31 protein-coding genes are annotated in these 26,377 nt (G+C 38.2%); 14 read left to right on the top strand and 17 right to left on the bottom strand.

Annotated elements, in window-relative coordinates:
- Positions 1 to 35 precede the first annotated feature (35 nt).
- Positions 36 to 614, top strand: coding sequence for a hypothetical protein (locus ABJQ32_16140; protein MEP5291185.1), 579 nt, complete (start codon positions 36 to 38; stop codon positions 612 to 614).
- On the opposite strand, the gene ABJQ32_16135 is transcribed toward ABJQ32_16140, so the two are convergent.
- From ABJQ32_16135 to ABJQ32_16110, 6 genes are all read right to left on the bottom strand, one after another.
- On the bottom strand, positions 607 to 1,440 hold the full coding sequence (locus ABJQ32_16135; protein MEP5291184.1) for a biotin-dependent carboxyltransferase family protein: 834 nt from the start codon (positions 1,438 to 1,440) through the stop codon (positions 607 to 609). The genes ABJQ32_16140 and ABJQ32_16135 overlap by 8 nt on opposite strands.
- On the bottom strand, positions 1,428 to 2,117 hold the full coding sequence (locus ABJQ32_16130) for an allophanate hydrolase subunit 1 (GenBank protein ID MEP5291183.1): 690 nt from the start codon (positions 2,115 to 2,117) through the stop codon (positions 1,428 to 1,430). The genes ABJQ32_16135 and ABJQ32_16130 overlap by 13 nt, the downstream gene beginning before the upstream one ends.
- Entirely contained in the window at positions 2,080 to 2,820 is a 741-nt protein-coding gene (pxpA, locus tag ABJQ32_16125; GenBank protein MEP5291182.1) for a 5-oxoprolinase subunit PxpA, read from the bottom strand. Before pxpA ends, ABJQ32_16130 begins: the two co-directional genes overlap by 38 nt.
- Before the next feature lie 63 nt (positions 2,821 to 2,883).
- Positions 2,884 to 4,080, bottom strand: a complete 1,197-nt coding sequence (locus ABJQ32_16120) for an Nramp family divalent metal transporter (GenBank protein MEP5291181.1) — start codon at positions 4,078 to 4,080, stop codon at positions 2,884 to 2,886.
- Complete coding sequence (locus tag ABJQ32_16115) at positions 4,077 to 4,514, bottom strand: PaaI family thioesterase (GenBank protein ID MEP5291180.1); 438 nt, start codon at positions 4,512 to 4,514, stop codon at positions 4,077 to 4,079. Before ABJQ32_16115 ends, ABJQ32_16120 begins: the two co-directional genes overlap by 4 nt.
- Before the next feature lie 2 nt (positions 4,515 to 4,516).
- Entirely contained in the window at positions 4,517 to 5,281 is a 765-nt protein-coding gene (locus ABJQ32_16110; GenBank protein MEP5291179.1) for an NRDE family protein, read from the bottom strand.
- A gap of 61 nt (positions 5,282 to 5,342) precedes the next feature.
- Here ABJQ32_16110 and ABJQ32_16105 point away from each other — a divergent pair, with 61 nt between their 5' ends.
- The gene (locus ABJQ32_16105) at positions 5,343 to 6,290 is read left to right on the top strand and encodes a CPBP family intramembrane glutamic endopeptidase (protein ID MEP5291178.1); all 948 of its coding nucleotides are present in this window, start codon (positions 5,343 to 5,345) and stop codon (positions 6,288 to 6,290) included.
- An 86-nt stretch (positions 6,291 to 6,376) separates the two neighbouring features.
- On the opposite strand, the gene ABJQ32_16100 is transcribed toward ABJQ32_16105, so the two are convergent.
- The 3 genes from ABJQ32_16100 to yaaA all read right to left on the bottom strand — a co-directional run bounded on the left by ABJQ32_16100 (position 6,377) and on the right by yaaA (position 8,373).
- A complete protein-coding gene (locus ABJQ32_16100) occupies positions 6,377 to 6,682 on the bottom strand; it encodes a hypothetical protein (GenBank protein MEP5291177.1) in 306 nt (101 codons plus the stop codon).
- Between the two features lie 77 nt (positions 6,683 to 6,759).
- Positions 6,760 to 7,596 (bottom strand): universal stress protein, encoded by an 837-nt coding sequence (locus tag ABJQ32_16095; GenBank protein ID MEP5291176.1) that lies wholly within the window; start codon positions 7,594 to 7,596, stop codon positions 6,760 to 6,762.
- Complete coding sequence (yaaA, locus tag ABJQ32_16090; protein ID MEP5291175.1) at positions 7,597 to 8,373, bottom strand: peroxide stress protein YaaA; 777 nt, start codon at positions 8,371 to 8,373, stop codon at positions 7,597 to 7,599. It abuts the gene before it with no gap.
- A 219-nt stretch (positions 8,374 to 8,592) separates the two neighbouring features.
- On the opposite strand from yaaA, the gene ABJQ32_16085 reads away from it, so the two are divergent.
- Positions 8,593 to 8,907: an ankyrin repeat domain-containing protein gene (locus tag ABJQ32_16085; protein MEP5291174.1), complete on the top strand. Its 315-nt coding sequence runs from the start codon at positions 8,593 to 8,595 to the stop codon at positions 8,905 to 8,907.
- A 20-nt stretch (positions 8,908 to 8,927) separates the two neighbouring features.
- Here ABJQ32_16085 and ABJQ32_16080 read toward each other — a convergent pair whose 3' ends face one another.
- The 5 genes from ABJQ32_16080 to ABJQ32_16060 all read right to left on the bottom strand — a co-directional run bounded on the left by ABJQ32_16080 (position 8,928) and on the right by ABJQ32_16060 (position 14,669).
- Entirely contained in the window at positions 8,928 to 10,493 is a 1,566-nt protein-coding gene (locus ABJQ32_16080; protein MEP5291173.1) for a hypothetical protein, read from the bottom strand.
- A gap of 103 nt (positions 10,494 to 10,596) precedes the next feature.
- The gene (locus tag ABJQ32_16075; protein MEP5291172.1) at positions 10,597 to 11,562 is read right to left on the bottom strand and encodes a polyprenyl synthetase family protein; all 966 of its coding nucleotides are present in this window, start codon (positions 11,560 to 11,562) and stop codon (positions 10,597 to 10,599) included.
- Positions 11,563 to 11,600: 38 nt separating this feature from the next.
- Positions 11,601 to 12,689, bottom strand: a complete 1,089-nt coding sequence (locus ABJQ32_16070; GenBank protein ID MEP5291171.1) for a chorismate mutase — start codon at positions 12,687 to 12,689, stop codon at positions 11,601 to 11,603.
- Positions 12,686 to 13,843 carry an aminotransferase class I/II-fold pyridoxal phosphate-dependent enzyme gene (locus ABJQ32_16065; GenBank protein MEP5291170.1) on the bottom strand — a complete coding sequence of 386 codons (1,158 nt, stop codon included), beginning with the start codon at positions 13,841 to 13,843 and terminating at the stop codon, positions 12,686 to 12,688. The genes ABJQ32_16070 and ABJQ32_16065 overlap by 4 nt, the downstream gene beginning before the upstream one ends.
- Positions 13,836 to 14,669 (bottom strand): prephenate dehydratase domain-containing protein, encoded by an 834-nt coding sequence (locus ABJQ32_16060; GenBank protein MEP5291169.1) that lies wholly within the window; start codon positions 14,667 to 14,669, stop codon positions 13,836 to 13,838. Before ABJQ32_16060 ends, ABJQ32_16065 begins: the two co-directional genes overlap by 8 nt.
- 250 nt (positions 14,670 to 14,919) lie before the next feature.
- On the opposite strand from ABJQ32_16060, the gene ABJQ32_16055 reads away from it, so the two are divergent.
- A complete protein-coding gene (locus ABJQ32_16055) occupies positions 14,920 to 15,156 on the top strand; it encodes a ribbon-helix-helix protein, CopG family (protein MEP5291168.1) in 237 nt (78 codons plus the stop codon).
- The gene (locus tag ABJQ32_16050) at positions 15,153 to 15,485 is read left to right on the top strand and encodes a type II toxin-antitoxin system PemK/MazF family toxin (GenBank protein ID MEP5291167.1); all 333 of its coding nucleotides are present in this window, start codon (positions 15,153 to 15,155) and stop codon (positions 15,483 to 15,485) included. The genes ABJQ32_16055 and ABJQ32_16050 overlap by 4 nt, the downstream gene beginning before the upstream one ends.
- On the opposite strand, the gene ABJQ32_16045 is transcribed toward ABJQ32_16050, so the two are convergent.
- Together ABJQ32_16045 and ABJQ32_16040 are read right to left on the bottom strand one after the other, a co-directional pair.
- Positions 15,482 to 16,507: an AbiH family protein gene (locus ABJQ32_16045; protein ID MEP5291166.1), complete on the bottom strand. Its 1,026-nt coding sequence runs from the start codon at positions 16,505 to 16,507 to the stop codon at positions 15,482 to 15,484. The two genes, ABJQ32_16050 and ABJQ32_16045, sit on opposite strands and share 4 nt — an antisense overlap.
- 9 nt (positions 16,508 to 16,516) lie before the next feature.
- Positions 16,517 to 18,976 carry a zinc-dependent metalloprotease gene (locus ABJQ32_16040; GenBank protein ID MEP5291165.1) on the bottom strand — a complete coding sequence of 820 codons (2,460 nt, stop codon included), beginning with the start codon at positions 18,974 to 18,976 and terminating at the stop codon, positions 16,517 to 16,519.
- 56 nt (positions 18,977 to 19,032) lie between these two features.
- On the opposite strand from ABJQ32_16040, the gene ABJQ32_16035 reads away from it, so the two are divergent.
- The 8 genes from ABJQ32_16035 to ABJQ32_16000 all read left to right on the top strand — a co-directional run bounded on the left by ABJQ32_16035 (position 19,033) and on the right by ABJQ32_16000 (position 25,182).
- Positions 19,033 to 19,896: an alpha/beta fold hydrolase gene (locus ABJQ32_16035; protein ID MEP5291164.1), complete on the top strand. Its 864-nt coding sequence runs from the start codon at positions 19,033 to 19,035 to the stop codon at positions 19,894 to 19,896.
- On the top strand, positions 19,893 to 20,693 hold the full coding sequence (locus tag ABJQ32_16030; protein ID MEP5291163.1) for an alpha/beta fold hydrolase: 801 nt from the start codon (positions 19,893 to 19,895) through the stop codon (positions 20,691 to 20,693). Before ABJQ32_16035 ends, ABJQ32_16030 begins: the two co-directional genes overlap by 4 nt.
- 102 nt (positions 20,694 to 20,795) lie before the next feature.
- Complete coding sequence (locus ABJQ32_16025) at positions 20,796 to 21,818, top strand: M12 family metallopeptidase (protein MEP5291162.1); 1,023 nt, start codon at positions 20,796 to 20,798, stop codon at positions 21,816 to 21,818.
- Positions 21,819 to 21,942: 124 nt separating this feature from the next.
- Positions 21,943 to 22,494, top strand: coding sequence for a 2'-5' RNA ligase family protein (locus tag ABJQ32_16020; GenBank protein ID MEP5291161.1), 552 nt, complete (start codon positions 21,943 to 21,945; stop codon positions 22,492 to 22,494).
- A 12-nt stretch (positions 22,495 to 22,506) separates the two neighbouring features.
- A complete protein-coding gene (locus ABJQ32_16015) occupies positions 22,507 to 23,238 on the top strand; it encodes an energy transducer TonB (protein MEP5291160.1) in 732 nt (243 codons plus the stop codon).
- Between the two features lie 65 nt (positions 23,239 to 23,303).
- Positions 23,304 to 24,506, top strand: coding sequence for a DUF763 domain-containing protein (locus tag ABJQ32_16010; GenBank protein MEP5291159.1), 1,203 nt, complete (start codon positions 23,304 to 23,306; stop codon positions 24,504 to 24,506).
- Positions 24,507 to 24,554: 48 nt separating this feature from the next.
- The gene (locus ABJQ32_16005) at positions 24,555 to 24,779 is read left to right on the top strand and encodes a hypothetical protein (GenBank protein ID MEP5291158.1); all 225 of its coding nucleotides are present in this window, start codon (positions 24,555 to 24,557) and stop codon (positions 24,777 to 24,779) included.
- A complete protein-coding gene (locus tag ABJQ32_16000; protein ID MEP5291157.1) occupies positions 24,766 to 25,182 on the top strand; it encodes a PIN domain-containing protein in 417 nt (138 codons plus the stop codon). The genes ABJQ32_16005 and ABJQ32_16000 overlap by 14 nt, the downstream gene beginning before the upstream one ends.
- A 1-nt stretch (position 25,183) precedes the next feature.
- Here the strand turns inward: ABJQ32_16000 and ABJQ32_15995 are convergent, their stop codons facing one another.
- Positions 25,184 to 25,669: a DUF6702 family protein gene (locus ABJQ32_15995; GenBank protein MEP5291156.1), complete on the bottom strand. Its 486-nt coding sequence runs from the start codon at positions 25,667 to 25,669 to the stop codon at positions 25,184 to 25,186.
- A gap of 104 nt (positions 25,670 to 25,773) precedes the next feature.
- Here ABJQ32_15995 and ABJQ32_15990 point away from each other — a divergent pair, with 104 nt between their 5' ends.
- Positions 25,774 to 26,361 (top strand): HupE/UreJ family protein, encoded by a 588-nt coding sequence (locus ABJQ32_15990; GenBank protein ID MEP5291155.1) that lies wholly within the window; start codon positions 25,774 to 25,776, stop codon positions 26,359 to 26,361.
- Positions 26,362 to 26,377 lie beyond the last annotated feature (16 nt).

Here is a 26,377-nt window from a genome sequence, read left to right as displayed (position 1 = left end):
GCTTTATTTGTAAGCTAATTCTGAAATAACCCGATATGAAACCTCTTATTACCACTTTACTATCACTTATAATTCTAATTTCCAGTCAGCAAAGATCACTAGCTCAAGGAAAAGAGGTAACTCTTGACACGACACAATTTACTATAAGTATACTCCCCTTAATGGCACACCTTGAGGCAAAGGTCGGAGAAAAACAATCCGTTACTTTCGGAGGTGGTCTGGCGTATAGCTTCTACTTTCAGAGCATCAATGGCGAGGAAAGTTTCGAATCCTATTCTACGCCTTTTTTAACTGCCTCTTTTAGAAATTACTACAATAGAAAGAGGATTAAAAAAGATAATTTGAAAAACAACTCCGGAAACTATGTAGGACTTTATTCTTCTTATCAATTTAATACAATCGTGGATGCAGGCGGATTTGGAACTTTCGAATCTGATCTTAATGGATTTACAGTTGGACCGGTCTGGGGTATTCAGAGAAACTATGCAAGCGGAATACATTTAGACATTAGTGTGGGTTTGGGTTATACCGGCTTTGAATCAGATGACATCATCATGGTTGATAACAAGTTTGGCATTATTGGTGGATTTGAATTCGGTTTCCGATTCAATTAAGAAGAAGAGAGATTAGCTTGCCAGGTTTCACTTGAGCAACCTTACCCATGTCTTCCTCAATCACTTTCCCAATCCTTGGATACCCTCCTGTCGTTTGACAATCGTTCATTAATATAATCGGTTGTCCATCTGGCGGAAGCTGAATGGTCCCTGGAATGACCGCTGAAGAAATGATTTCTTTTCCAGTGTTCTCAAGCCTTTCTCCAATCAATCGAATACCCATACGATTGCTTGAAGGATGCACTTGAAAACCTTTTGAATCAGGAAGTTCCTTTAATGCACTCCATTCAGGTCCTTTCAAAATTCTAATTACTTCCAAGGTATCCTGCTTCCTTATAGGAAAATCAACCTCATGAATATTATGTTTTTGTGAATCAGTAATTATGATATCCTCTTTTTCTAACACTCTACCATCTACGCCTCCAAATCCTGCAGGTGGATACGTAGCGAAACTCCCAAAGTCTTCCTTTGCCTCAATTTTACCCCCTATCCCTAAATAGGCATATACATTATCTGGCGTAGAAATCTCTAGTTCGTCTCCATTATTCAAGAAGGCAGATTTTTTTTTGAATGAATTTCCATTCACTTTTAAGGCAGCTCCAATGACAGAAATAGAAGTTTTTTCTAACACTTCTAGTTTTATTCCCATCATCGCAAACTCAACCACAGGGTAATTATCTGGATTTCCGATTGCTTTGTTAGCCATTTTCATCATCTCAATGTCCATCACTCCAGATTGAGGGATGCCATACCTACGAAAACCAAAACGACCCAAATCCTGAATGGTCGCTACTGGCCCTGTTTTAACCACTCTCAACTTCCCCATGACTCAAATTCTTCTTGTGTGATTCTATAAAAGTTATACGAACTCCCAACATCAATCATCATTGGAGGTTGTTTTACGGGATCAAATAGCTTGACTGGAGTTAGTCCAATGATGTTCCATCCCCCAGGACTATCAAGCGAATAGATTCCTGTTTGACCTCCGCCAATTCCAACTGAACCAGCCAAAACCTTCTTCCTAGGATTCTCAAGCCTTGAACAGGAAAGTGTTTCATCTAATCCATCAGCATAAATGAATCCGGGAGTGAACCCGATAAAAGAAATGCGATACTTCCCTGCTAAATGAATGGCAATCAATTCTTCAACCTTAAGCCCTTTCTTCAAAGCAACTAATTCAATATCTAGACCTAACTCATAGCAAATTGGAAGTTCTATATGCTCTTTTTCGCTAGAATTATTTGACGGTTTTATTTGTGCTTTTTGCAATAAATCAATCAACTCTTCAAGTGGGATAGTCGTGAACACTGCTATAGAATGATAAGCTGGAACAATATCCACTAGCCTTTGACCTAATTCTCGCTCAATGACATGCGTGCTTTCATGGATTTTTTCAATCGGAGTTTGCTTCGGGCATTTGAGCAAAATCACCTGCTCTCCTAATAGGGAAACCTCCCAGATAATTTCATTGAACTGCAGTGATTTGGACTCCTTTAGTGACAAGATGTTGATTGATTTCTTTAGATAAAGTTACTGCCCCTTTGGTATCTCCATGTAGGCATAGGGATTGAATACTTAAGTCTATCCATTCTTCAGCATGCACCCGATGATTAATCACAATTTCCTCTACCTGATCTAATACTTGTCGGGGATTCAAAACCGCACCTTCCAATGTTCTTAATCGGAGTGAACCATCCGATTCATATTTACGATCTGCAAATCCTTCTGTTATGAATGGATAATTATTCTCTTTTGCTATTTTTTCCGATTCAGAGCTTGCAAAACCCATCCAATAAATACCTGGTACTGTATCCTTTAATACTTCAAGAATAAGCTCAGAAACAAATCTATTAGACGCTGCATGATTATACAAAGCCCCATGTGGTTTGATGTGATGAAGGGTAACTCCCTCTTCTTGACAGATTCGAGAAACCAATGAAATCTGCTCTTTGACGTCTTCAGCTAGCTTTCCTGGCTGGATATCTAAAATTTTTCTTCCGAAATTTTCTTTATCTGAATAAGAAGGGTGCGCTCCCACTGCTACGTTAAATCTTTTCGCCAAAATAAGGGTCTGCCTAACGGAGGTCTCATCACCAATATGCCCGCCACAAGCAATGTTACATGAAGAAATGAATGGCATGATCATTTCATCAAGATTAGAATCTGGATGCTCTCCTAAGTCGGCATTTAGGTCAATTGAAAACATGAACGTAATATAACCTCCCCCTAACCCCCTCCAAAGGGGGAATTATTCTTTCTCGTTTAAACATTATAAAAATCCGAACACACTATTTAAACTCCTAAAACTTACAATAAGGCTCACTAGTATGACTAAGATGGCTAGCCCGTTCTGCCATGATTTATTCACATAGTTTTTCAAAAGTGATTTTTTATTGCATAGGTAGATCAGAAAGAATACAATAACAGGCAGCAAAATTCCATTAGCAATTTGCGCGACTTGAATAACTTCAATCGGCTTGTATCCAATCATTGAAAATACAGTTCCCACAACGAGAATGAGGACCCAAATCGCTCGAAATTTAACGTCCTTCGCATCTACCTTCCATCCAAAAATGCCCTGTGCTGTATAAGCTGCTGCTAGCGGTGCTGTAATAGAAGATGAAATTCCTGCCGCAAAGAGGCCCAATGCTAAGAAGTATTTAGCCCAGCTTCCAAGAAGTGGTTCCAATTGTGTAGCCATCTCATTGATTCCAGAAACACCTACACCAAAGATGGTAGCTGCACTTGTAATAACGATCGCCATGGAGATCAAACCTCCAAGTCCAATTGCGATTACATTTTCTTTTTGCAAATCGCCAAGTTGATCTGCGTTTTTCCATTTTTGACTTACCGAAGAAGCGTGAAGGAACAAATTGTACGGAACGATGGTAGTTCCAATAAGCCCAAGAATTGCCAGCTGATTATTCTCAGTAAAAGAAGGCACAAATCCTGAAAACAAATCTCCTAAATCCGGTTTCACCACAATTGCCGTCACTAGAAAAACAATGCTCATTAGAATGACTAGTCCTATCAAGATCTGTTCGATCAATTTAAATCTACCAATGTACAGAACACCAAATGAGACTCCTCCAATTACTAAAGCCCAAGGAACTCTTGATCCCACAACGCCTTCTATTCCTAAAACTGCTCCAGAAATATTGCCAGCCTCATAAGCTGCATTTCCAATTATTATGGCAGTAAAAACCAAGGTAACAGCCATTATCCTTACTCCCAAATTTTTGATATTGGATCGAATAGCCTCACCTAAGCCCCCTTGAGTAATTAGTCCAAGTCTAGCTGTCATTTCCTGAAGAATGATTGTAGCTAGAGTAGCAAAGAGCAAGACCCACAATAGTGTATATCCAAAGTTGGCTCCCGATATGGTACACACTGTCAATGTACCAGGCCCTATGAATGCAGCAGTCACCAATGTACTTGGTCCAAAGTATTTTTTAAGGATGTTCATCTATACCCTATTTCAGGTGAGAGAGCGACTTTACTTTTAGCAAAGTTTCCAGAACCAAAAGCAATCTCTTTGCCTTGATCATTGTACAACCTTGATTCTGCAACGAATAAACTTTTAGACTTGAATCGTACTGTACCAATTGCTCTTAGGAGTCCCTCTGATGCTGGGCGAATTAATTGAATATTAAAAGTAGTCGTCAATACAAATACCTCTGCGACAATAGAATTCACAGCAAAAAATGCTGCATCATCTAGTAACTTAAAGTAGACTGATCCATGGATAGCTCCAAGTGCATGAAAATATTTTGGATCTATCTTCAATCCAATTTCTGCCTTTTCATGACTAACCTTCGCCGTAGTTGAATCAAATATTTGCGTATTAACCTTAGAGGCTAAGTACATTCTTTCAAGCTTCCTATAATGATCCTGATCCATATTTATCTTCTTTCGATTTGAAAGTTAAATGATACAATTTCATCATTCCGGTCTCCCACTGGATAGCTTTTTTCCATGAATGCCACATTACCATCATAATCAATCGTGATTGCTGTTGAACAACAGGTTCCGTAATCAGGCGTTCGAATACACATTGCTGAAAGCGCCTTTTCACGCTCATAATCCAGCCCAGTATTCGGCAAAGCCCCGTCTTCTGCGGTTTCTGTATTCTGCATCATTTCAATTAGATCTTCCAAATCGAACTTTTGTTCTATAAGTGTTTTAAAATCTCCTTTTGCTTTCTTCACTTTCGCCCATGACGTATCTAAGAGGGCATTGCTCAAACCATATATTCCAGCATCCAATAGGTTTACTTGTGAGTCGTAGTTACTTACATGAGTCATTTCATCTTCTAGCGTAATAAGATTATATCCACTGTAACTGGCTCCTTCTTTGTGAACTGCTTTCGAGTAAGAGCTTGGTGAGTCATTTTTAAGTAAAAAATGGACCGGCAAATCACCCCTGGATTTAGCATCTGGTTTTATATGCTTCATGTCTCTGTAATTGGTAACTGCTGCAAATCTTCCATTCCTGTGAATTGCCATCCATGTGCCATGCGCTTGAAGGTCCCTGCCTCCCAAAATTTCAGGATGGTCCTCCCACCAATGGGTAGCCGCAGTAGGTCGTGCATAAAACTCATCTCGATTCGCTGCAAGAATAAACTTATATTTTGGGTGAGCCTTGTAGGCGAAAGTGATTAGGCACATTCAATAATTGCTTTGACTTGAATAGTCTAATTTAGGATTTTCAAAAGCATTAACTCAATCAATGAAGAAAGTTCTTCAATATCTTAAGGCCTACCAACGAGAACATTTTGATCTCAAGCTCTATCTGACCATCCTTATTTTCACGGGTATCTGTATTGCTTTAAACTACAAATACGATTTTGAAGATGGTGTAATAGACTCCTATAATGGGCAACCCATTAAGTGGCTGTGGATGTTTCTTTTTCACGGAGGACCCTTTCTAATTGTATGTCTTATTCTATATGCTTTTGGCAAAAAAAGAGACTGGCTTACGGACAAAAATTATTGGATCAAATTTATTATCGGGTTTGGTCTATTGGCTCTGGATCGATCTTTTTACGGTTTCATCGAGTGGTTTAAATATCTCCCACGCCTAGAATACCCCTTTATCATTCGTTGCATCAATTGGGCCTCCAGTTTAATTTTAGTCGTCATCCCTATGTTGATTCTATATCCATTTTTGGAGAAAGACGAAACCAAAAATTACTATGGATTGAGCTTGAAGAAATTTGATGCAAAACCGTACCTGATTCTCCTAGGAATATCCGCTGTATTTATCGGCATTGGTTCGTTTATAGGAGATATACAAGACTTTTATCCTAGATACCGAGGCTCTGGAGCTAACTTTTATTTAAGGGAAAATCCTGAAATTTCAGAATCCTGGTTAGTGACCATTTATGAACTTTGCTATGGAAGTAGTTTCATCTCTGTAGAACTGATTTTTAGAGGTTTTCTAATCTTTGCTTTTACTCGAACACTTGGCGGATATGCTGTCTTACCTATGGTTATCACTTATGCTTTTCTTCATTTTGGCAAGCCAATGGGAGAGACTATCAGTTCCATTTTCGGAGGATATGTTCTTGGAATTATCTCCTACAATAGCCGCAATATCTGGGGAGGAATATTTATTCATCTTGGAGTGGCTTGGTTGATGGAGCTATTTGGGTGGCTGCAGGGCCTGGGTAAATAAAGTTTACCTTACTTGGGCCTCCTTGATTAAGTCAGCGAGCCTTTTTAGGTTAGTAGGTTTACTGTAATCAAATCCATTCATTCGAATCAAACATGAAAAATCCACTCATTGTATTGGATATCTGATGGGTTAAAATCATCTGAAACTTCAAATTTCTCCTTTAGGATTTCAACCGATTCTATACGCTTCAACATCAAATTTCTATAACCTGCCTTGCCACCAGCTTTGGTAAATCCAGTAGACTGCTGACAAACAAGAACTATTTTATTTTTTGAAGTCCTGGCAACTCCGTAAGGGTGAATTACCCTTGGAAAAGGTTCTCCTTGCAATACCACTCTACACGCAAGAAAACTTTCTGATGCTTCCCAAAGTAGTTTGATAATCTCTTCCATTTTAGAACTTAGTTGCTCTTCTAAGATAATGAATAACAAGATTCAAGATTAAAATGAGCTCGTAAAAACTTCTGGATTTAATCTTTAAAGGTCCAAACTGGATGTATACTATTGGCAATAACCTCTCCTTCGCTAATCGAACTCGTTATGAGTGACTGTAAAAAACTTCTTTCGTGAATTCCTAAGCAAACAAAGGCATTTTTGATGGTTTCACAGTAGCTCATCAGGCCTTCTATTTCCGTCTTAGCTTCCAAACTCACCAATTCAGTATTTTCAAGTCTACATCTAGAGACAAAATTTTCTAATGTCTCCTTACACCTTTTCGGAGCTAAAAAATTCTTCGGCGTGTTTACACGAACTACATGAATTTTCGCTTTGAGTAAGCTTTGAAGTTCTTTCGCATGTGAAATCAATTTTTCACTATCATTATCCACATCTGCCAGAAAAATGATGTCTTTAAACTTTTCCAGCTGATTGATCATGCATTTTAGAATGACGACTGGAGAATTGGATTGTCTTAAAAATTCGTTCGATTGAAGGTCTTTAGGCTCATACAAATCACCTCCCATGATCACCAAATCTATGGCTTGCTCATTGACTTCTTTAACGAGCGATTTCACCTTATTACCAAATAGAATTTTGGGTGCTATTATCTGATCTGGAAACCATTTGGAAACCTCTTCAGCACGCTCATGCATCCGAGCTCTCGCTTCTTCTGTGATTTCAATGTTTCGAATAGATGAGGTAGGGTCATGGCTGTATTCATCCCTTTCCTCCATGAAATCATTATGTAGCGGCTCTACTACTGATGCAATCCGGACTTCAGCGTTTGCTAGCTTAGCAAGCTGCATGCCTAAGTTTAGAGCACATTTGCTTAAATAAGTAAATTCCGTTGGTACAAGTATTCGTTGCATCTAATGTTTTTTGCTATCTCTCTTAAATGCAAACATTTTTTCGGTAGATGCACTTTTGTCAAAGTAATAACCTTCGTAATCAAAACCTCTTAAATCAGCAGGATCACTTATTTGATTTTCTATCACATACTTTGACATCAAACCTCTTGCTTTCTTGGCATAAAAAGAGATGATTTTGTATTGACCATTTTTGAAGTCTTTGAATTCTACATCAATAATAGTCGCTGGAACATCTTTCTTATGGACAGATTTAAAATACTCTACAGAAGCCAAATTAAGGATGATGTCATCTCCTTGAGCTTTCAAATCTTTCAAAAGCAAATTCAAAATCTTGTTGTCCCAGTATTGATAAAGTGTGTTATAATCATCAAAGGCAAGCTTGGTTCCCATCTCTAATCTATAGGGCTGAATCAAATCCAGTGGCCTCAGCAGACCGTACAATCCAGACAAAATACGGAAATGCTTTTGAGCAAAATCCATCTTTGTTTCATCAAAAGTTTCTGCCTTCAATCCTTGGTATACGTCCCCCTGAAAAGCGAGGACAGAAGGTTTAGCATTTTTTTTAGAATGTATAGATTCGAATTTTCGATACCTATCAACATTGAGTTCAGCCAAGTTATCGCTGATGCTCATCAACTCTTGGATTTCTTCTGGAGATTTCTTCTGCAAAACATCAATAAGCTCCGAAGTGCATTCTAACAAGCGAGGCTGTGTAGTTTTTACATCGTGATTTGTTTCAAAATCGAGGCTCTTAGCCGGAGATACAACTGCGATCATGTTGTTTTAACTTTATGACATGTCAAATGGTTCAAACGAAATTAATACACCTTCTGGCGATAATAAAGGGTTTATCCAATCAGTAATAAATAAAGGCGTTTAGGCAGTTTCATACTATTTGTCTATAGGTATGGATGTCGATTTTCTAGATCTCAAGACTATGACAAGCTGGTTGATTGAGGCTGCAAGATCATATTTTTTTGTTTTTAACTTTATGAGATGAGTAGCGATTTCAATAAGGATTTTATGATACGATCAGGTGATTTTAAAGGATTCATCCACTCTGTAATGAATGAAGATATAGATGGAGTGGCTTACTACATTTCCATCGGAATGGATGTTAACTTTCTACACCCTGAAATCATGACCAATCCACTCATAGAGGCTACCAAAGTTGGCAATATTGAAATCGTTCAACTGTTATTAGACAATGGAGCAAATCCGAAGATTGTTTCCCAGCTAGGAGAATCTCCGATCAAAATAGCCAAATCATTGAGAAACAAGGAATTGATTTCGCTTTTGAAAAGAAGGTAATGCCCCTTTGGCTCTTAATACTAATCAATAAGATCAACACCGATAGGATTGAATTCATAGATTCCTTCACCAGCTAAAAAAATAGTTTTTTGAGATGATGGGATATAAAATGGAACCGTTTGAATAAAATCATTTCGAGCATGATGTGAAACCTGAAATTCATTCAAATACTTCCACTCATTAGATCCAGGAAAAAAGAAATACAGTTCTTTTTTTACATGCCCAGCTCCAATGAGGCCCTCATGTTCGAAAATAGTGAAGTTTGAAACTGCCTCATTCGGAAATTGAGTGCTTGTCCAGGTGTCATTTGAAATATCATAAATTCTTAAATCCCAGAAATTGAATGTATCATCAAAATCCTTAGATATTACGTATGATTTGGTTTGGTAAATGTCTCTTCTAGGTGCTAAAACGGAAGAATAATCATCTAACATGTTTAAGCCTGTTTCTTCTCCGGAAACAAGATTGTATTTCTTAGCACCAGAAAAAGTATAATGGTAAAAATCACCTTCATGAAAAAACCCTTTACCCACCTCTATTTGATCGAGCACATCATCGTCTAATAATTCATAAGATTTAGAATCCAGATTGATTTTCTCTTTTACAATTGAATCCTCCTCAACGTGATACCGAATGAGTTGACCCTCTTCTTCTACTAATGTTTGATTCAAAAAACTCTCTGAAAAATCATGTGAAATAACTCGTTCGTGATCCAAGTTCTCAAAATCAAATGAGTATAAACCAAAAGTTTCGTCACCTACGGATCCATGTCCATAAAAATATATCTCACCATTTAACTCCACATAAATCTCGTTTTTAAAAAAAGCTCGCCTGTTGTCAGAAAGCTCTTGTATCAACATTGATTTATAGCTCCAATCCGAAGGGATTATATATTTCAGCTTTTCTTGATAAAATGGCTGAATACCCGTTCCATTCGATCCATATTCAACATACTGCCCCTCAAGCTCATTATCATCAAATTTTGCTGTGAGTTTCAAGCTATCATAAGAATCAAATTCTGGTACTTGAATTATGAATGACCTTTCGCTATTTACCAAATTTGGACTTTGCTCACTAGAAATGATTTCCAATTCTCGTTCTCCTGCATAGAATGATAATCTACTTAAATCATCCTCATCTACTTTTAAGTTTATTAGGTTGACCTTACCTCCAGAGCCAACTATACGAGGTTCAAAACCAAACGGTTCTAGAAATGCCGTAGACTCACTTCGAGTTTCTACCAAGGTATCATTTCCACTGGTGTGATAAAAAATAAATGTATAACCAGTCTCAGGAGTTAAGTCTGTGCTCTTGAAATCAACTTGGTTTCCTGTAAAAGGTAATTTAGAAAAGGAAAAATCTTTAAATCTTAGTGTTCTATCATAGAATTCATTGATATCTAGATCTTGGTCCTCACTGATCGCCACAAAAACTTCTTCTACTTCAGCGTCTGAAAACCGTAACCCGATATTAAATGTGATAGAAGAATATGTTCTATCTGTCACTTTTGGCTCAAGCAAGCCAAAAGTGATTTGTCCTGGGTCAGGATCATCACTATTACACCCTTGAAAAAATAAAGGAACCATAATTGACAGAAGAAGTTTAGCTGGCTTGATCATGGAATTGTGTAATTACTTCTAAGGTAAGTACAAGTAAAAATAGCCAAACTATTTTTCAAAAGGCAATAAACTACCTTTCTCGCTTCATCAATTTTTCAAAAAATTCAACTAGCGCTTTCTTTCCTTCTTTTCTTACATTCAGTTCTTCCAATAACTGAAATGCCTCATCATAGTATGCATTCATCTTGGTTTGAGTCAGCTCAAAAATGCCTAGCTCGCCATATACTTTTTTGACTGCTTCTACTTTTTCTTCGACATCAAAGTCCGAGGCGGACAGCCATCTATCCAATTCTTTTCTTTGATCACCATTAGCAAGCTCCAGCGCTTTGATCAATAAATACGTCTTTTTGTTGGATACAATATCTCCTCCTACCTGCTTACCGAACTTAGCTTTGTCTCCATAGACGTCCAATAAATCATCCATTAATTGGAAGCCAATTCCCGCTTTTTCCCCAACAGCATTCAATTGAGTTAATTCTTCTTTATCCATCCCGGCAAGCAATCCTCCATATTCCAAACTAAACCCAAGTAAGACTGCCGTTTTCAACCGGATCATTTCTATATACTGCTCTTCGGTGACTGTTTCCAACTCCTCAAAGTTCATATCTAGTTGCTGACCTTCACATACCTCTACTGCGCATTTATTGAACTTTTGAATCGCATCAGCAAGTGACTCTTTCGGCCCGGTGAGTAGTTGATCATAAGCTTTAACCATCATGGTATCGCCACTCAATATGGCTACTGTATTGTTCCATTTCTCGTGGACGGTTGGCTGCCCTCTTCTGATAGGAGCTTCATCCATGATATCATCATGCATCAAAGTGAAGTTGTGGAAGATCTCAACGGCCAGAGCAGGAGAAATAGCCTCCTCCAAATTTTCTTTTTTGAGGCCATAGCCAAGTAAAACAAGCATCGGACGCAGGCGCTTTCCTCCTAAGGAAAGGATGTACCGGATAGGGTCGTAAAGATTAGGAGGGTTGTTGCCAAATGATAGGGCAGCAATTTCTTCTTCCAGCTTAGCAAGTAGATTTTTCATTGGCTTGCAAGATAAAACCACAAACTGATTTGGATGTTTTATTCTTCACTCAACTCTGATTGATTCATCACTTCATTTTGATGATCGATTGACTCTTGATGTATAGCATTCAAATATCTAATCATGAATTTTTTAGATAAACCTTGCAAAGCACCATTCTCACTCGCTTTTTCAATGATTTCTTCCCATCTGTTTGTTTGAAGTATCGTAATTCCCTTTTCCTTTTTAACCTCCCCAATTTCCTCAGCTACCTTCATTCTTTCACCAAGCAATTTCAAAAGATCATCGTCAATTAAATCGATTTGATTTCTTAAAAGCGAAAGCTTATTGGTCAACTCTTCGTCCGGAATGTGAGGACGTCTGATTACTAAACTATCCACAAGCTCCTCCAGTCGCTGAGGCGTTACTTGCTGAGCACGATCACTCAATGCCTCATCTGGAGTAATGTGAGACTCAATCATCAATCCATCAAAATCCATGTCTAATGCTTGCTGTGAAATTCCTTGCAATAGCTCTCGATTCCCTGCAATATGGCTTGGATCACATATAAGTGGAATCTCAGAAAAACGCCTTTTCATTTCGACAGCCAGCTGCCATTTAGGTTCATTTCGGTAGATGCTATTACCATGCTGCGCGAACCCACGATGCACCATTCCAAGCTTGGTAATTCCAGCCTTGTTCAAACGCTCTAATGCCCCTGTCCACAATTCTATATCTGCATTAATCGGGTTTTTAACCAAAACTGTGGCGTCAGTTCCTTTTAAGGCATCAGCAATTTCCTGCACAGAGAATGGATTTACGGTAGTTCTTGCCCCAATCCAGAGTATATCAACTTGATGTTTCAAACACTCAAAGACGTGATTCAAATTTGCTACTTCTACTGATATAGGTAAGCCCGTCTGTTCTCTGGCTTTTTTCAACCATCCAAGACCTACAGCACCTACTCCTTCAAAACTGTTTGGCCGGGTCCTTGGCTTCCAAATACCTGCCCGTAAAACATCTACTTTCCCTGTTTCTGCAAGCTGGGTACACGTTTGCAAAACCTGATCTTCTGTCTCAGCACTACAAGGGCCTGAGATTACAACAGGTCGCTTTTGATTAATTAATTCTATTGGCTTAGTATTCATTTCTTTTCCTTAATTCTATTAATAACTTCATTCCAAACGGGCATATCACTGCATAGTGAAAACCTGATATACTGACCTCCCTCAGATCCAAAAACACTTCCTGGAGGGACAAAAATTTTATATTCTTCTAATAGGTGATCTGCAAATAATTCAGCTTGTTGATGCTTCGTGGAAATTTTAGTCCATACAAACATGCCTACTTGTTTATTCGTGATCTTACAGTCGATGAGATCCACTATTTCCAACACTTTCTCCCTTCGTTTTCTATACTCACTGTTTATTTGATCATACCAACTTTTAGGTTCGTTTAAAGCTGCAATAGCTGCGCGCATTATCGGTTTAAACTGACCAGAATCCATATTGCTTTTGAAGGTCAAGATGGTTTGTATTAAGTCGGGATTTCCGGAAATTAATCCAACTCTCCAACCAGCCATATTATGCGACTTAGATAAACTGTTGAGTTCCAAAACCAAATCAGATTCATGTCTGTGCTTAAGTAGGCTGTTTTGTTCATTTGTTAGAATGAATCCATAGGGATTGTCATTGACGATGATGATTCCTTTCTTTCGAGAGAAATTCACAAGCCTTTGGAATAATTCTTCACTTCCATCAGTTCCGGTGGGCATATGGGGATAATTCACCCACATCAATTTCACATTTTCTAACAACTCCAATTCATCAAAATCCGGGAGGTAATTGTTGTTCTCATTTAGTGTATAATGAATCACCTCTGCTCCAGCAATCTTTGAGGCAGCTCCATATGTAGGATAACCAGGGTTCGGTACAAGCACCTTATCTCTTTCATTAAGAAGCGACATGCTTATATGCATAATTCCTTCTTTCGACCCGATCAATGGAAGAACTTCTTGATCAGGGTTGAGAGAAAGATCGAAATATGTTTGGTACCAACTCGCAAATGCTTCTCTCAATTCTGGAATGCCCTTATAACTTTGGTACTGATTGGCGTTTGACTCTTCCAAACCAGCTATTAGTGCATCCTGAACTGATTGAGGAGGTTTCAAGTCGGGGCTTCCGATACCAAGGTTTAGCACTTGATGGCCAGCTTTGTTTAGCTCTTCTATTTGCTTGAGCTTTTTAGAAAAATAGTATTCCCCGACTCCTGATAACCGTTTAGATTTTAATGAATCAACCATGCGTCTCTCCTTTTTTGTAAACTCCTAAAATTTCAAATTGTATTGTCATCCTTACCATCAGTCGCTTTAAATCTTCTAATTGGTGTCTGTCTTGAATCTCAAGTGTAGCATAAAACCCATAGAGTGAATTCTTACTAGGGACTGGATGAGACTGCAGTTTGCCAAGATTTATTCCAAGTCCGCTTATTACGCCAAGCACCTGAGATAATGATCCGGGATCATGTTTAGTCTGGAAATAAACTGATACTTTATTAGGATTATCTACTTGTTCAGAACCCTTCTTTTGGATTACCAGAAATCTTGTATAATTCAATTCATGATCTTCAATACCCGCTTGAATGACCTTCAATCCATATTCTTCAGCAGCAAGATTTCCTGCTATGGCAGCAGTTTTCTCCATTTTTTTATCTCTAACCATTTTGGCACTGCCAGCTGTATCAAAAGCTTCTACCAACTTGATATGTTGAAAATCTTTAAAGAAGTTTCCACATTGCCTGATGGCCATCTGATGAGAATGTGCCTCCTCCAATTCATCCAATGAGGTTTCCTCTAATGTCATCAAGTTGAGTTTTACTCTGAGGCCCACCTCCCCTACTACTTCTACGTCATTCTTCCTCAACAAGGAATAATTAGGAATGATACAGCCCGCAGTAGAATTCTCTATTGCCATTAAACCATGGTCTACTTCTCCTCTGGTCACCCCATGCATGACTTCCGAAAACGTTTCGCACTCCGCAAGCCCAATATCATTTCCAAAAAAATGATTAGCTGCTTCATGGTGAAAGCTACCCTTGAGTCCTTGTATGGCTATTTTTTGTTTCGTCATTTCAAATCATTGACATAAAAAAAGCCTCCCTGTTGGGGAGGCTTCTTAAATTTTATATTTAATCTAAGCATATACTATAGCCACCCCTTATTATCCTTTGGATAAAAAAAGTAATAGCTAAAATATGTGCTGTTGTTTCTCATTGTTGAAGTAAACAAAACTGATTAATTCTTAAAAAGCAAAATTTAGTTTGTTCTTTTTCTATTCAAATAAAAATAAATAAATTTATATTTAAATAAATATTTATATCATGGCTGTTTTTACAAGCACTCTCCCAGACGATTTACTTAAAAGGCTTTCTGAAAATGCCAAGAAGCTTTCTGTCCCTAAAAACAAGCTTTTAGAAAGAGCTCTAAATGCTTATTTAGACCAAATAAATAAAGCTGAATATGCTAAATCATATAAGCAATTTGGTGATGATGAGGATATCATGAAGGCGGCAGAGGAAGGGATGTCTGATTATTACAAACAAATTGAGGATCAGTGAAACAGGGAGAAATTTGGTATGCGGACTTGAGCCCAGTGAAAGGAAGTGAGCAGTCTGGTTTTCGACCGGTTGTAATTGTAAGCGGAAATCTCCTGAATGAGCATCTTAAAATTGTTATAGTCTGCCCACTAACTACCAAAGTGAAAGGATATAAAGGGAATCCGATATTAGCACCTAACAAACAAAACAAACTTTCTGGGCGATCAGAAATATTGGTCTTTCACATTCGATCAGTGTCTAAAAATCGATTAGTCAGAAAGATTGGCAAAATCTCAAAACAAGAGGTATCTACTTTTCAAACTACTGTCAGTGATATTTTGAGGTATTAACTAAGTTGAGGACATGGAGTGCTCGACTCTGCAGGTCGTACAATTTTTCTTAGTCTTTTTTTATCTTCAAAGTGCCTACTTAACTCAATATATTTTTCACGATGGTCTTTGCGAGATGAATAATAATGATAATGTATCCCTACGCAATGTTCGTCTTCAAAGATTTGCTTGAGTAAAGTCCTATCAGTAATTCCACATGAATGACCAAAAATATCTACCTTGAATTTTTGGCTTAAAAGGCCCAATAAGTGCCTATAGGTTTCATCCCTTGAATAAAACATTGATTTAGAATACTTTAAAAACTCGTTTTCATACAAGTTTTCTATTTCATCATATCTAGGAGAGTGTTCATCTCCAAAACCAAAACAAATTTCAGATTCAATAGAATCCGCCAATCCATGAATATTAATAATATATGCTTCTTCAAACTTAATGTACTTTCTTACAGTCTGAGTATAATTAAAGTTTAAAAATATTAGTTTCTCTTTTGAATCGAATTCCTTCTTAAAGGCCTCAATTGATTCCGTCTTATCTATCATAGGGGACACTACTTGTTCTAGATAAAGCTTGAATTCCTGAAGAAAAAACTCCAATGACTTATGGAATTCTTTGAGCCTTGTGTTGGCAGTTTTATCAGTAATCTTTTTCGACTTTAACGAATCTAATAGATTGATAATAAAATCGTGGTATAAAAGCTCTAAATTTTGCCATTTTGAAAGACTCCCCTTTGAAAGAATTTTATGAAGAAATCCCTTCTTATTTATTGTAAGAGGTGTATATGATGAAAGTGGACTGCCAGTTTCGAGTAGTGAATCGACTAAAGTTCTGTAAGAGTTAAAATCATCTTTTGTAAGATGCCCTAAAGGATAATTGAGATTAATTAGAGGGTCTCTATATTTCGTTCTTGTTTGACGAACTTCAGATATTGCTTTTTTTAAATAATATAATAGAAAATCTGAATATTTGGTGGGAAGGCCATGAGCTAAATCAAACCCATTCCCCAGAATTATTAGTCTATTCACTTTCCTCTTTTAAAAATCACAACTGCCAATAGGAGATCCATCCGGCGCTTTAATGGTACTAGGCAATTTATAGTCACCAGGCCCATCCATGAACTGATCAATCTGTGAAACAACGTATTGATAGTACGTACCATCGTCATTGGTTTTTCTTCCTGTTCTTCCTACAGCATATGATTTAATTTCTTTGATTTTAGCAAATGCCTTAGCTTTCACTTCATCATAAGCTCTATCATTCACAGCCAGACCCATCAGTTTTTTAAGCATCTCCATTTCTATTACTCGCTCAATCGTTCTATCCAAGGTGCTGGCAGATGGGGTCATCCAGACTGCTCTTGTAATTCTGTCAAGCACTGCGTCAATACCAGGCTGATCCGCATTTCTTGCTTTGAAAGTAAGCAATCTATTGAAGCGGTCAGCATTAAAAATAAAACTGAAAGGAACACTTGCTGCGGTTTCAACGGCAGCCAGGTAATCAAATGTAGGACCTGTCTTGGATTGGAATGTCTCCCTGGATCTACCAAACCCAAAAGCTCTAGGCGGTATTTTCTGAAGTAAGGCTTCAGGGAGTTTCAGACTTTCTGAAGTGACCGTATTCAGCAATGCTTCTAGTGCAGCCATTTGCTCATCTGCTGATAGCATCTCAGTAATCACTTCGTCCCCACCACGCAATGCGTAACTATAATTCAGTCCTCCTATCAGTTTAGAGGTAGCATCAACTTGATATCGATGAAACAAATACATGGGAACTAGAGCCTCCTCGATGGAACTCATTGGCATACCGGTACGGATTGCTTTCTCTGAAAATTTATCCAGAATAACACGCCGAATCTTCATCATGCGATTAAGTTCAGTGGCAGCATTTGTTGCATTATCCCAAAGGTGAGCTTCTGAATGAAGGCCACTTACTGGACGTGCATCTTGATCTGTGATGTACCTAAGATCATCATCAAATGCTTCTTTCAGGATTTCATCAAGTTTAGACTTGTTCTCTCCGTCTGGAAAATCACTGTAGCCATACGTGATGGTCACTTTGTCCCATGCACCAATTTTATCATCATAAGCTTCACTTAAATCAATATTGCCTTGTTCATCCATTTTCACATAAGGATGCGGATAATCCATAACTGATGCTCTTTGATTGACGCTAGCAGCAAAGTTGTGTGCCAACCCAAGTGTGTGGCCGACCTCATGTGCTGAGAGTTGACGTAACCTGGCAAGAGCCATTTCTGTCATTGCATTGGGTGTCTCATCTCCATTTTCGTAGGGTTGTAGCAATCCGGTAGCAATCAGAAAATCTTGACGCACCCGTAACGATCCTAAGCTCACATGCCCTTTAATCATCTCTCCAGTTCGAGGGTCAGTCACTCCACCACCATAACTCCACCCTCTGGTAGAGCGATGTACCCATTGGATCACATTGTATCTAACATCCAAGGGATGTGCCCCTTCAGGTAGTACCTTGACTTGAAACGCATCTTTGTACCCTGCTGCTTCGAAAGCCTGATTCCACCAGCTTGCGCCTTCAATCAAGGCAGATCGAACAGGTTCAGGCGCTCCTCTATCTAGGTAGTAAATAATTGGTTCAACAGCCTCACTCATTGCCGCATTCGGGTCTTTCTTTTCCAGTCTGTGTCTGACAATAAATCGTTTAACTAAAGGCTCCTCTATTGGAGTCGCATAGTCTTGATAAGAGATATTGAAAAAGCCACTCCGTGGATCAAATTCCCGAGGGGTGTAATTGTTATCAGGGAGTTCGACAAATGAGTGATGAGTTCGCACTGTTACAGCATCTGGAGTGGGGGTCACGGATCTTAACAATCGCCCTTTCGCAGTTCCAGAAAAAGTAAGCAGCGACTCAAATTCTGTATTTTGAGGGAAGTTGAAGGTGGCATCCATGTAGATGGCTGATCTGGATTTGTCCACCGAAAAATTTCCTTGACTCGAACCTCTTAATCTTCCACTGACATCATGCGAATCTCTTAGCAGAAAATCTGTGATATCAATCAGATAAGCACTGCTATTCTTTGTCTTAATTTCAAATCCCCCAATTACCGAGCTGGCAAAAGCCTCCGCCACGGATTTTACTTCATCTTGATTATTACTCACTGCACGGTAATCTAAATTTGGCTGAATAAGTAATAGCTTGTTTCCATGTTTTTCAAACTTCACAACTCGTTCTCCTCCAAGCTGCCCTCTATCTAAACCTATGTCATTGGAACCTATTCCAGCCGCAAGGGAATTGACGTATAAAAACTCTTGTCCAACTTTATCTACTGCTAGAAACACTCTGCCTACCTCTTCATCATAATAGAAATTGAAAAAGCCTTCTTGCTTGTTCATACCAGAAGTAAATCCTTCAATGTTGTTAGAAGGAGTAGAATTGATTGAGGTAGCCGCTGGATTAGATGTCTGACATCCTACTAAAGTGAATGTGATCAGGAGTATGGCCAAAATAGGGTAGGTTCTCATTAGTTGTATATTTATGATACTGTTTAGAGTTTGAAATGAGCTATTAAAGTAAGGTATTGATCACAACAATCATATTAGTAATTGTATCAATCTATGTTATCGTTAATGTAGCGGCGTATTTCTTACAGGAAAAGTTTTTGTTCAAGCCAGAAAAGCTCCCAACAGATTTCCAGTTTAAGTATGAAGAGCAAAATGTACAAGAGCACAATCTCTACATTGGGGATGATGTCAGGATTAATGGCGTTCACTTCAGTGTTACCAAATCAAAAGGGGTTGTTCTGTATCTAAAAGGTAATTCTCGATCAATAAAAGGTTGGGGGAAATTTGCCGTCGATTTTAATCGATTGGGTTTTGATGTAGTGATGATGGACTACCGAGGATTTGGAAAAAGTACCGGCAGACGATCAGAACGAGAAATTAAAGGAGACCTTCAAAAAGTCTATGATATCCTGAAGGGTAAAGTGGATGAAAAATACATCGTTATCTATGGTCGATCAATGGGATCTGGTTTTGCCGCTAAGCTTGCAAGCAACAACAGCCCCCGTATGCTTGTACTAGAGTCTCCTTATTACAGTATGAGGAAAGTAGCGAAAAGGTATATTCCTTTTATGCCTGCTTCCTTGATTCTTAAATTTCCGCTGACCACCTATAAATGGATCAAGTATGTTCAGTGTCCAATCAAAATCATTCACGGAACCAAGGATACACTTATTCCATTCAAATCAAGTCTGGCACTCGCTAATATCAATCCAGGTATCACTCGCTTGTATTCGGTAATTGGGGGTGGTCATAATAATCTTCACACGTTTGAAGAATACCATAGAATGCTTGAAGAAGCCTTGAGTTCCTCAGAACTCAAACCAATTGATCCGGAAAAATCCAGTTTGAATTTTACACGCAATCGAAAAACTAAACAATGAATGGTTTAAAGGTTTTCGTTCTTGTAATATTAATCCTGTATGCAGTAGGTGGTGTAGGATTGTACCTTTTACAAGAAAGGCTAATTTTTCTTCCAGAATCTTTAGATCAGGATTACCAATATTCATTTAATCAGAATTTTGAGGAGTACAGCCTTAAGATGAAGGATGGGGCAATTATCAATACACTCCGTTTTACATCAGACAGTTCTAGAGGTCTGATTCTATATTTTCATGGGAATGCAGGAAACCTAGCTCGCTGGGGTGAGGTCGTTACTCCGTTCGTAGATATGGGGTTTGAGGTGTTGATACCTGACTACCGAGGCTATGGAAAAAGTACCGGCAAGCGGTCAGATAAAAAATTGCTAAGAGATGCGGATGAGCTTTATTCCTTTGCTAAAACATTAGAGAAAGAAGAGCGGATTATCCTGTTTGGTCGGTCACTTGGCTCTACATTTGCTTCGTATCTTGCAGGTAAGAATACTCCGAGAAAAGTCATTTTAGAAACACCTTTTTATAGTTTAAAAGATGTGGCTAAAGATGTCATTCCCATCTACCCAACTAGCTACTTACTCAGCTACCAATTCAAAAGTTTTGAATACTTGAAAACAGCTGATTCTCCGATTTACATATTCCATGGTACCGACGATGAAGTAGTGCCTTATGAGTCAGGAAAGCGACTGTTTGAAAGTATCGAGGGTAATTCCAAGTTATTTACGATTGAAGGTGGACACCATAATGATTTGATGGGCTTTGATTCCTATCAGAATAAGATGGAAGAAGTTTTGATAAGTAATTAAGTCTTAAGTCAGCTTTGATATTCTTTTTTTATTCATCCGTTTTGTGTAATAAAATCAAAATGATTAACTTCTTGGAAATTTTTTTAACCTAACCGTAAGAGTATGAAATTTCTAAGAAAATGTTTTTTCTTGGCCATAGGAGTTATGGCCATCGCAGCGTGTAGCGAATCAGATGAATCTGTCGATCTCGTATCTAACCCCGCTGATGTTATAGCAAATGTAGAACAGGCAGCTCCTGGTGTACAAGGAGAGCTAATTGAGGGGTATTATCTAGGAGAGCTTGTAGAATTGGAACTTGTCGCAGGAGAGTATCTCCTAAATGGTGATATCATCGTCCCAGAATCCCAGATTTCATTTGTGGCGCCACCTGAAATCACCGTTTCAACTGAAAGTACTGGTAGAACTCAAGGAAGATGGTCAAATAATACCGTCTATTACGCGGTAAGTTCAAGCCTTCCGAACCAAAGCAGAGTGACAGACGCCATTGCGCATTGGGAAGCAAGGACCTCACTTCGCTTTGTACAGCGAACAAATCAGAGTGACTACATCTTCTTTCGTTCTGGTGGAGGCTGTTCTTCGAGCGTTGGTAGAGTAGGTGGGGTTCAATACATCAACTTGGCTAACGGATGCTCTACTGGAAATAACATCCATGAAATTGGTCATGCCATTGGTTTATACCACGAACAATCAAGGGCCGATAGAGATGATTACGTGAATATTTTATTCCAAAATATTCAGTCTGGAACACAGCAGAACTTCCAGACTTACGTGCAACGTGGAAGAGATGGAGATGAATATACATCTGCATTAGATTTTGGATCTATTATGATGTACCCTTCAAACGCTTTTTCGAATAATGGACAGCCGACGATCACCAAAAAAGATGGAAGTACATTTGGTGCGCAACGAGACGGACTCTCTAGCGGCGACATTGCTGGCATAAACATCATGTATCCAGAATCTGGAAATGGTGGTGGAGAAGAATATCAAAATGGTCAGTACTACACAATAGATGGATTGAGGGTTTACCGCTACAATAATTTATGGTACTGGTATGGCAATGGCCGAAATGGAACAAGATGGTACCAAGTAGTCAATAGAAATGGTTCTTGGTTCTATGCTTAAAGAAAAATTTAATACTGTTAACTTAAAAAAGCCGCTTCAATAATTTAGAAGCGGCTTTTCTTTTATCTCCAGATTCTTTAAGATTGATCTGAATAGGTTATGAAACAGATAACAAGAATTAATCTTGAAAGTAAAACCTGAGGATCAGCTCCAGTTATACTTTATTGCAATTGTTCCTCCTCACGAAGTTCAGAGTGCTATTACTAACTTAAAGCATGAGATCGCGGAGAAGTACGGAAGTAGTCATGCGCTAAATTCTCCTCCTCACATTACACTTCACATGCCTTTCAAATGGAAAGACAAGCGCTTTGAGGAACTAAGGCAAGTAATGAAAGGGCTTAATGAGCGTTTGGATCCATTCATTATTGAGTTAAAAGACTTTGACTTCTTTGAGCCTCGGGTTGTTTTTGTGGATGTTTTAGAAAATGAACAGCTAAATCAATTGCAAGCCAAAGTAAAAGATCTTTGCAGAAAACAATTAAAACTGGATAATTCTGATTACAAGAATCACCCTTTTCATCCACATGTAACCATTGGATTTAGAGATTTAAAGAATGTAATGTTTTTTGAAGCTAAGAAAGAGTTTGTGGAAAGAGAATTTAGGTGCAAGTTTCAGGTGCAAAAGATTACTCTTTTGAAGCACGATGGAAACAAGTGGGATGTGGTTGATTTTTGATAAAATTGTGGAATGAGGTTTCTAATCACTATAGCTCTATTTATTGTCGCCATCACCGCTAGGTCTCAAACCGAAGAAATCGATTTAGGTTTGATAATTTTAGATAGCAACACGTATCACTTCATTAATCCCAAGATTCCTAAGCATTATGCTCAACCTAAAGAGGACAGTTTAGAGATATTTATTAGAAGATACGTTAACAGTATATTGAAAGATAAAAAATTTAAACACTCAAAAATCTACACTTCTATTTCATTCACAGTAAATAAAGAAGGTCATCTCGAAAGTTTTATTCTAGGTGATCAAGTAAGCAAAATCGATACATTAATAGTTACGTGTCTATATAATTTAGGTGACTGGAATCCTGCATTCTTTGATGGACAAAATCAAAGCCAAAGATTCAAACTACGAATTCAATCCAATGACGAACTTATATTTACTAAAGTTGATGATCCCGCTAGCTTCATTGGAGGAAAAGAAGCACTATATGAATTTGTTTACAATAATTTGACCTATCCTATGGCGGCTCAACAAAAAAGAATCAATGGAAGGGTTTTTATACAATTTGTGGTTGAAAAAGATGGTACTTTGACAGGTCTCAAAATTGTCAAAGGACTTGGAAGTGGAACCGATGAAGAGGTGCTGAGAATTTTTAAAAAAATGCCAAAATGGAAACCTGCCAAGCAAAGAGGAAAATTGGTTAGACAGACATTAATTGAAGGCGTAAATTTTTCTCTTCAATAATATTTTCTTTTCAGGACTGTCTTTGATATAAATTGAAAAACTAAAATTTTTAGTAAATTTAATCCATGCGACACGCTGGATCTGCAGATCTTCCCCTACTTAATGGCCATGTACCAAAATGGCTAGCCGAGCGTATGTCCAAACTGGGAGGGGCAATCACCGAGGCAATTTTATTGGAGTTTGGAAAGAAAGCTTTTATCCGGCGAATGAGTGATCCTGCCTGGTTTCAGTCATTGGGATGTGTACTTGGAATGGATTGGCATAGTTCTGGAATCACCACATCCGTGATGGGTGCACTCAAAGCTGCTATAAATCCCCGAGCCAAGGAATTAGGCATCTATGTATGCGGAGGACGTGGAAAGCATAGTAGAAAGACACCAGAGGAGCTTTTAAGAGTTGGAGACAAAACTGGACTTGATGGTGATTCCCTTGTTAGAAGTAGTCGACTCGTTGCAAAAGTTGACAGTACGGCCATTCAAGATGGCTTTCAAATCTACCTCCATTCATTCATTGTTTCAGATGAAGGGGATTGGTCAGTCGTGCAGCAAGGAATGAATGGTGATTCAGGATATGCAAGGAGGTATCATTGGTCTTCAACCGACCTAAAAAGCTATATAGATGATCCTCACCAATTCATCTATGGAAAAAATCAAGGAGATATCTTAAACCTTACCGATAAGAATGCGAAAGAAGCTAGAGGTTCCATTCTATCACTTAGCAAAGAACATCCGGTCAAAATGATTGAAGAAATCAGGAAAATTCGGTTGCCCGCTCATCACGATGTGCGTCAAAAGGATGTTGATCTTAAAAGGCTTGGTGCAATACTTGCCATCTCTAATGAATTGCCCATTGACCAATTTGAAGAACTTCTCTTAGTCAAAGGTTTAGGACCAAGAACCTTGCAATCACTTGCTCTGGTCAGTGAAGTCATCTACGGTACTACATCTCGATTTAAAGATCCTGCCCGGTTTTCATTTGCTCATGGTGGCAAGGACGGACATCCATTTCCCGTACCTACTCAGGTGTATGATGAGAGTATTTCAGTTTTAAAAACAGCCGTCGAAAAAGCAAAAATTGGAAATACTGATAAGTTAAGAGCACTGAATTCACTTACAAATGCATCCCAACGAATGGAGAAAGACTTTAATCCCAGTGGAAATCTGGATGATCTAATTGAAAAAGAACGGAAAGACTCCTGGAAGTATGGTGGAAGAACAGTCAATGGATTTGCGAAGAAGCCGAAGTTGATTCAAGGGACTTTGTTTTAAATCAAACAATTTTACACTATTTTCGTGTACACGATAAAAGTGTAAAACATGAAAAACATTACATTTTCTGCTGATGAAACATTGATAAAAAAAGCTAGAGAGCGTGCTAGAAAAGAAAATACTACGCTCAATCAGCGATTTAGAGAATGGTTAGAGGACTATTCCAGAAATCAAGCAAAAAATAAAGAAAAGGAATTAAAAGAAATCTTCGAAAAAATGAGTTTTCCTATCGGTGCCCCTTTCACTAGAGACGAAATGAATGAAAGAGGATAATGTATTTATAGACACTAATATCTTCATTTATTCAATCGATGACTTAGGTGAAGAAAAAAAAGGGATTGCCTCAGAATTAATCACAGAGCAGTTTTTGAGCGGCAAACTCATTGTCAGTTTTCAGGTTGTTCAAGAGTTTTTGAATACGTGCATTCGAAAAAAAGTTCCTGATTCAGAGACGGAGAAATATCTCAAATCGGTAATATTTCCACTTTGGGAAATCTATCCTACACGTGACCTTTATTTACAGGCAATCAGAACCAAGGAACATTATCGGTACTCCTTTTATGACTCGTTAATTATTGCTGCCGCTTTGGAAGGAAATTGCAAAACACTCTACTCTGAAGATTTACAGCACAATCAAAAAATTGAATCATTGACGATTATTAATCCCTTCAAATAGACTAGTCCCAACTAAAAATCTCACTCTCATCCCCTTTGTAAAGCCTGGCGCTCTGCACATCATCAAAAGCCCTGAAATGTACAAGGTTTTCCTGATCTCCCCATACTTCGTGTAAGATTGTATTGCTAACCTTCACCTGTTTTAGTTTCTTCACTTTTTCAATTTCAATGTAGCACCACATTACATCATCTTCGATTTCTGCACCAATGTAGTTGAGCTCATACGCTTCCCCTTTTTCATCCCAAAGTTTCAGTCGCTCCAGAATGTATGGCTTCAGGTTCTCTTTGACAAAATTCCAATCTTCTGCTTTGGCAATATCCAATTTTTCATTCCCAGAATAAGTCTGAAGCGCAAGTTCCAAGTCATCTAGAAATATTCTCGTACTTATCTGAAGCGCCTTTTTATCTTCTTTATACTTAATATCCGAGACACTGACATGAAATGGATGCAGCAGAGACTGAAAAAATATGAGTGCTAGTGAAATCATAATTCAAATTTACGCAAATGATGTGCCTCAGATCAATACCACTCATCAAATGATCTCAATTAAGAAATTAACAGATCGTTTCCTTGATTTATATTCGCAACCCCATGAGTGAGTTTAGACTGTATTACGGATTAGGTTTCGATCACATATTAGATGTCAATGGCTATGATCATATTCTTTTTGTAGTAGTGCTTTGTGCGCTTTATCAATCTACTGACTGGAAAAAAGTATTGATCCTTATTACGGCTTTTACCATAGGGCACTCCATTACATTGGCGCTTGCAACTTTACGAATCATTAAAATAAATGCCGATCTTATTGAATTTTTGATTCCTGTGACCATTCTGTTCACTGCAATCTCAAATCTTATTACAAAAGAAGGTCGTATTGCAGAAGGCAAGATCTGGAGAAACTACTTATACGCTGGTTTCTTTGGGCTCATTCATGGTCTGGGATTTTCAAATTACCTCAGAGCGTTGTTGGGAGGAGATGAGACAATCATTTTACAGCTTTTTGCCTTTAATGTAGGATTAGAGGTGGGTCAAATAATTATCGTTGGATTATTCATGATAATTAGCTTCATTTTCGTGGGAATTGGAGGCGTGAGCAGAAAAGATTGGAAGATGATCATTTCTTCAGCAGTAGGTGGAATAGCGCTGATGTTGATGTTAGACACAAATTACTTAAACTGAAAACCATTAATAATAA

The organism is Marinobacter alexandrii, assembly GCA_039984955.1.
In the GTDB taxonomy this organism is placed as follows: domain Bacteria; phylum Bacteroidota; class Bacteroidia; order Cytophagales; family Cyclobacteriaceae; genus Ekhidna.
The sequence above is the reverse complement of the archived record's forward strand: the minus strand, read 5'-3'. Positions and strand labels throughout refer to the sequence as shown.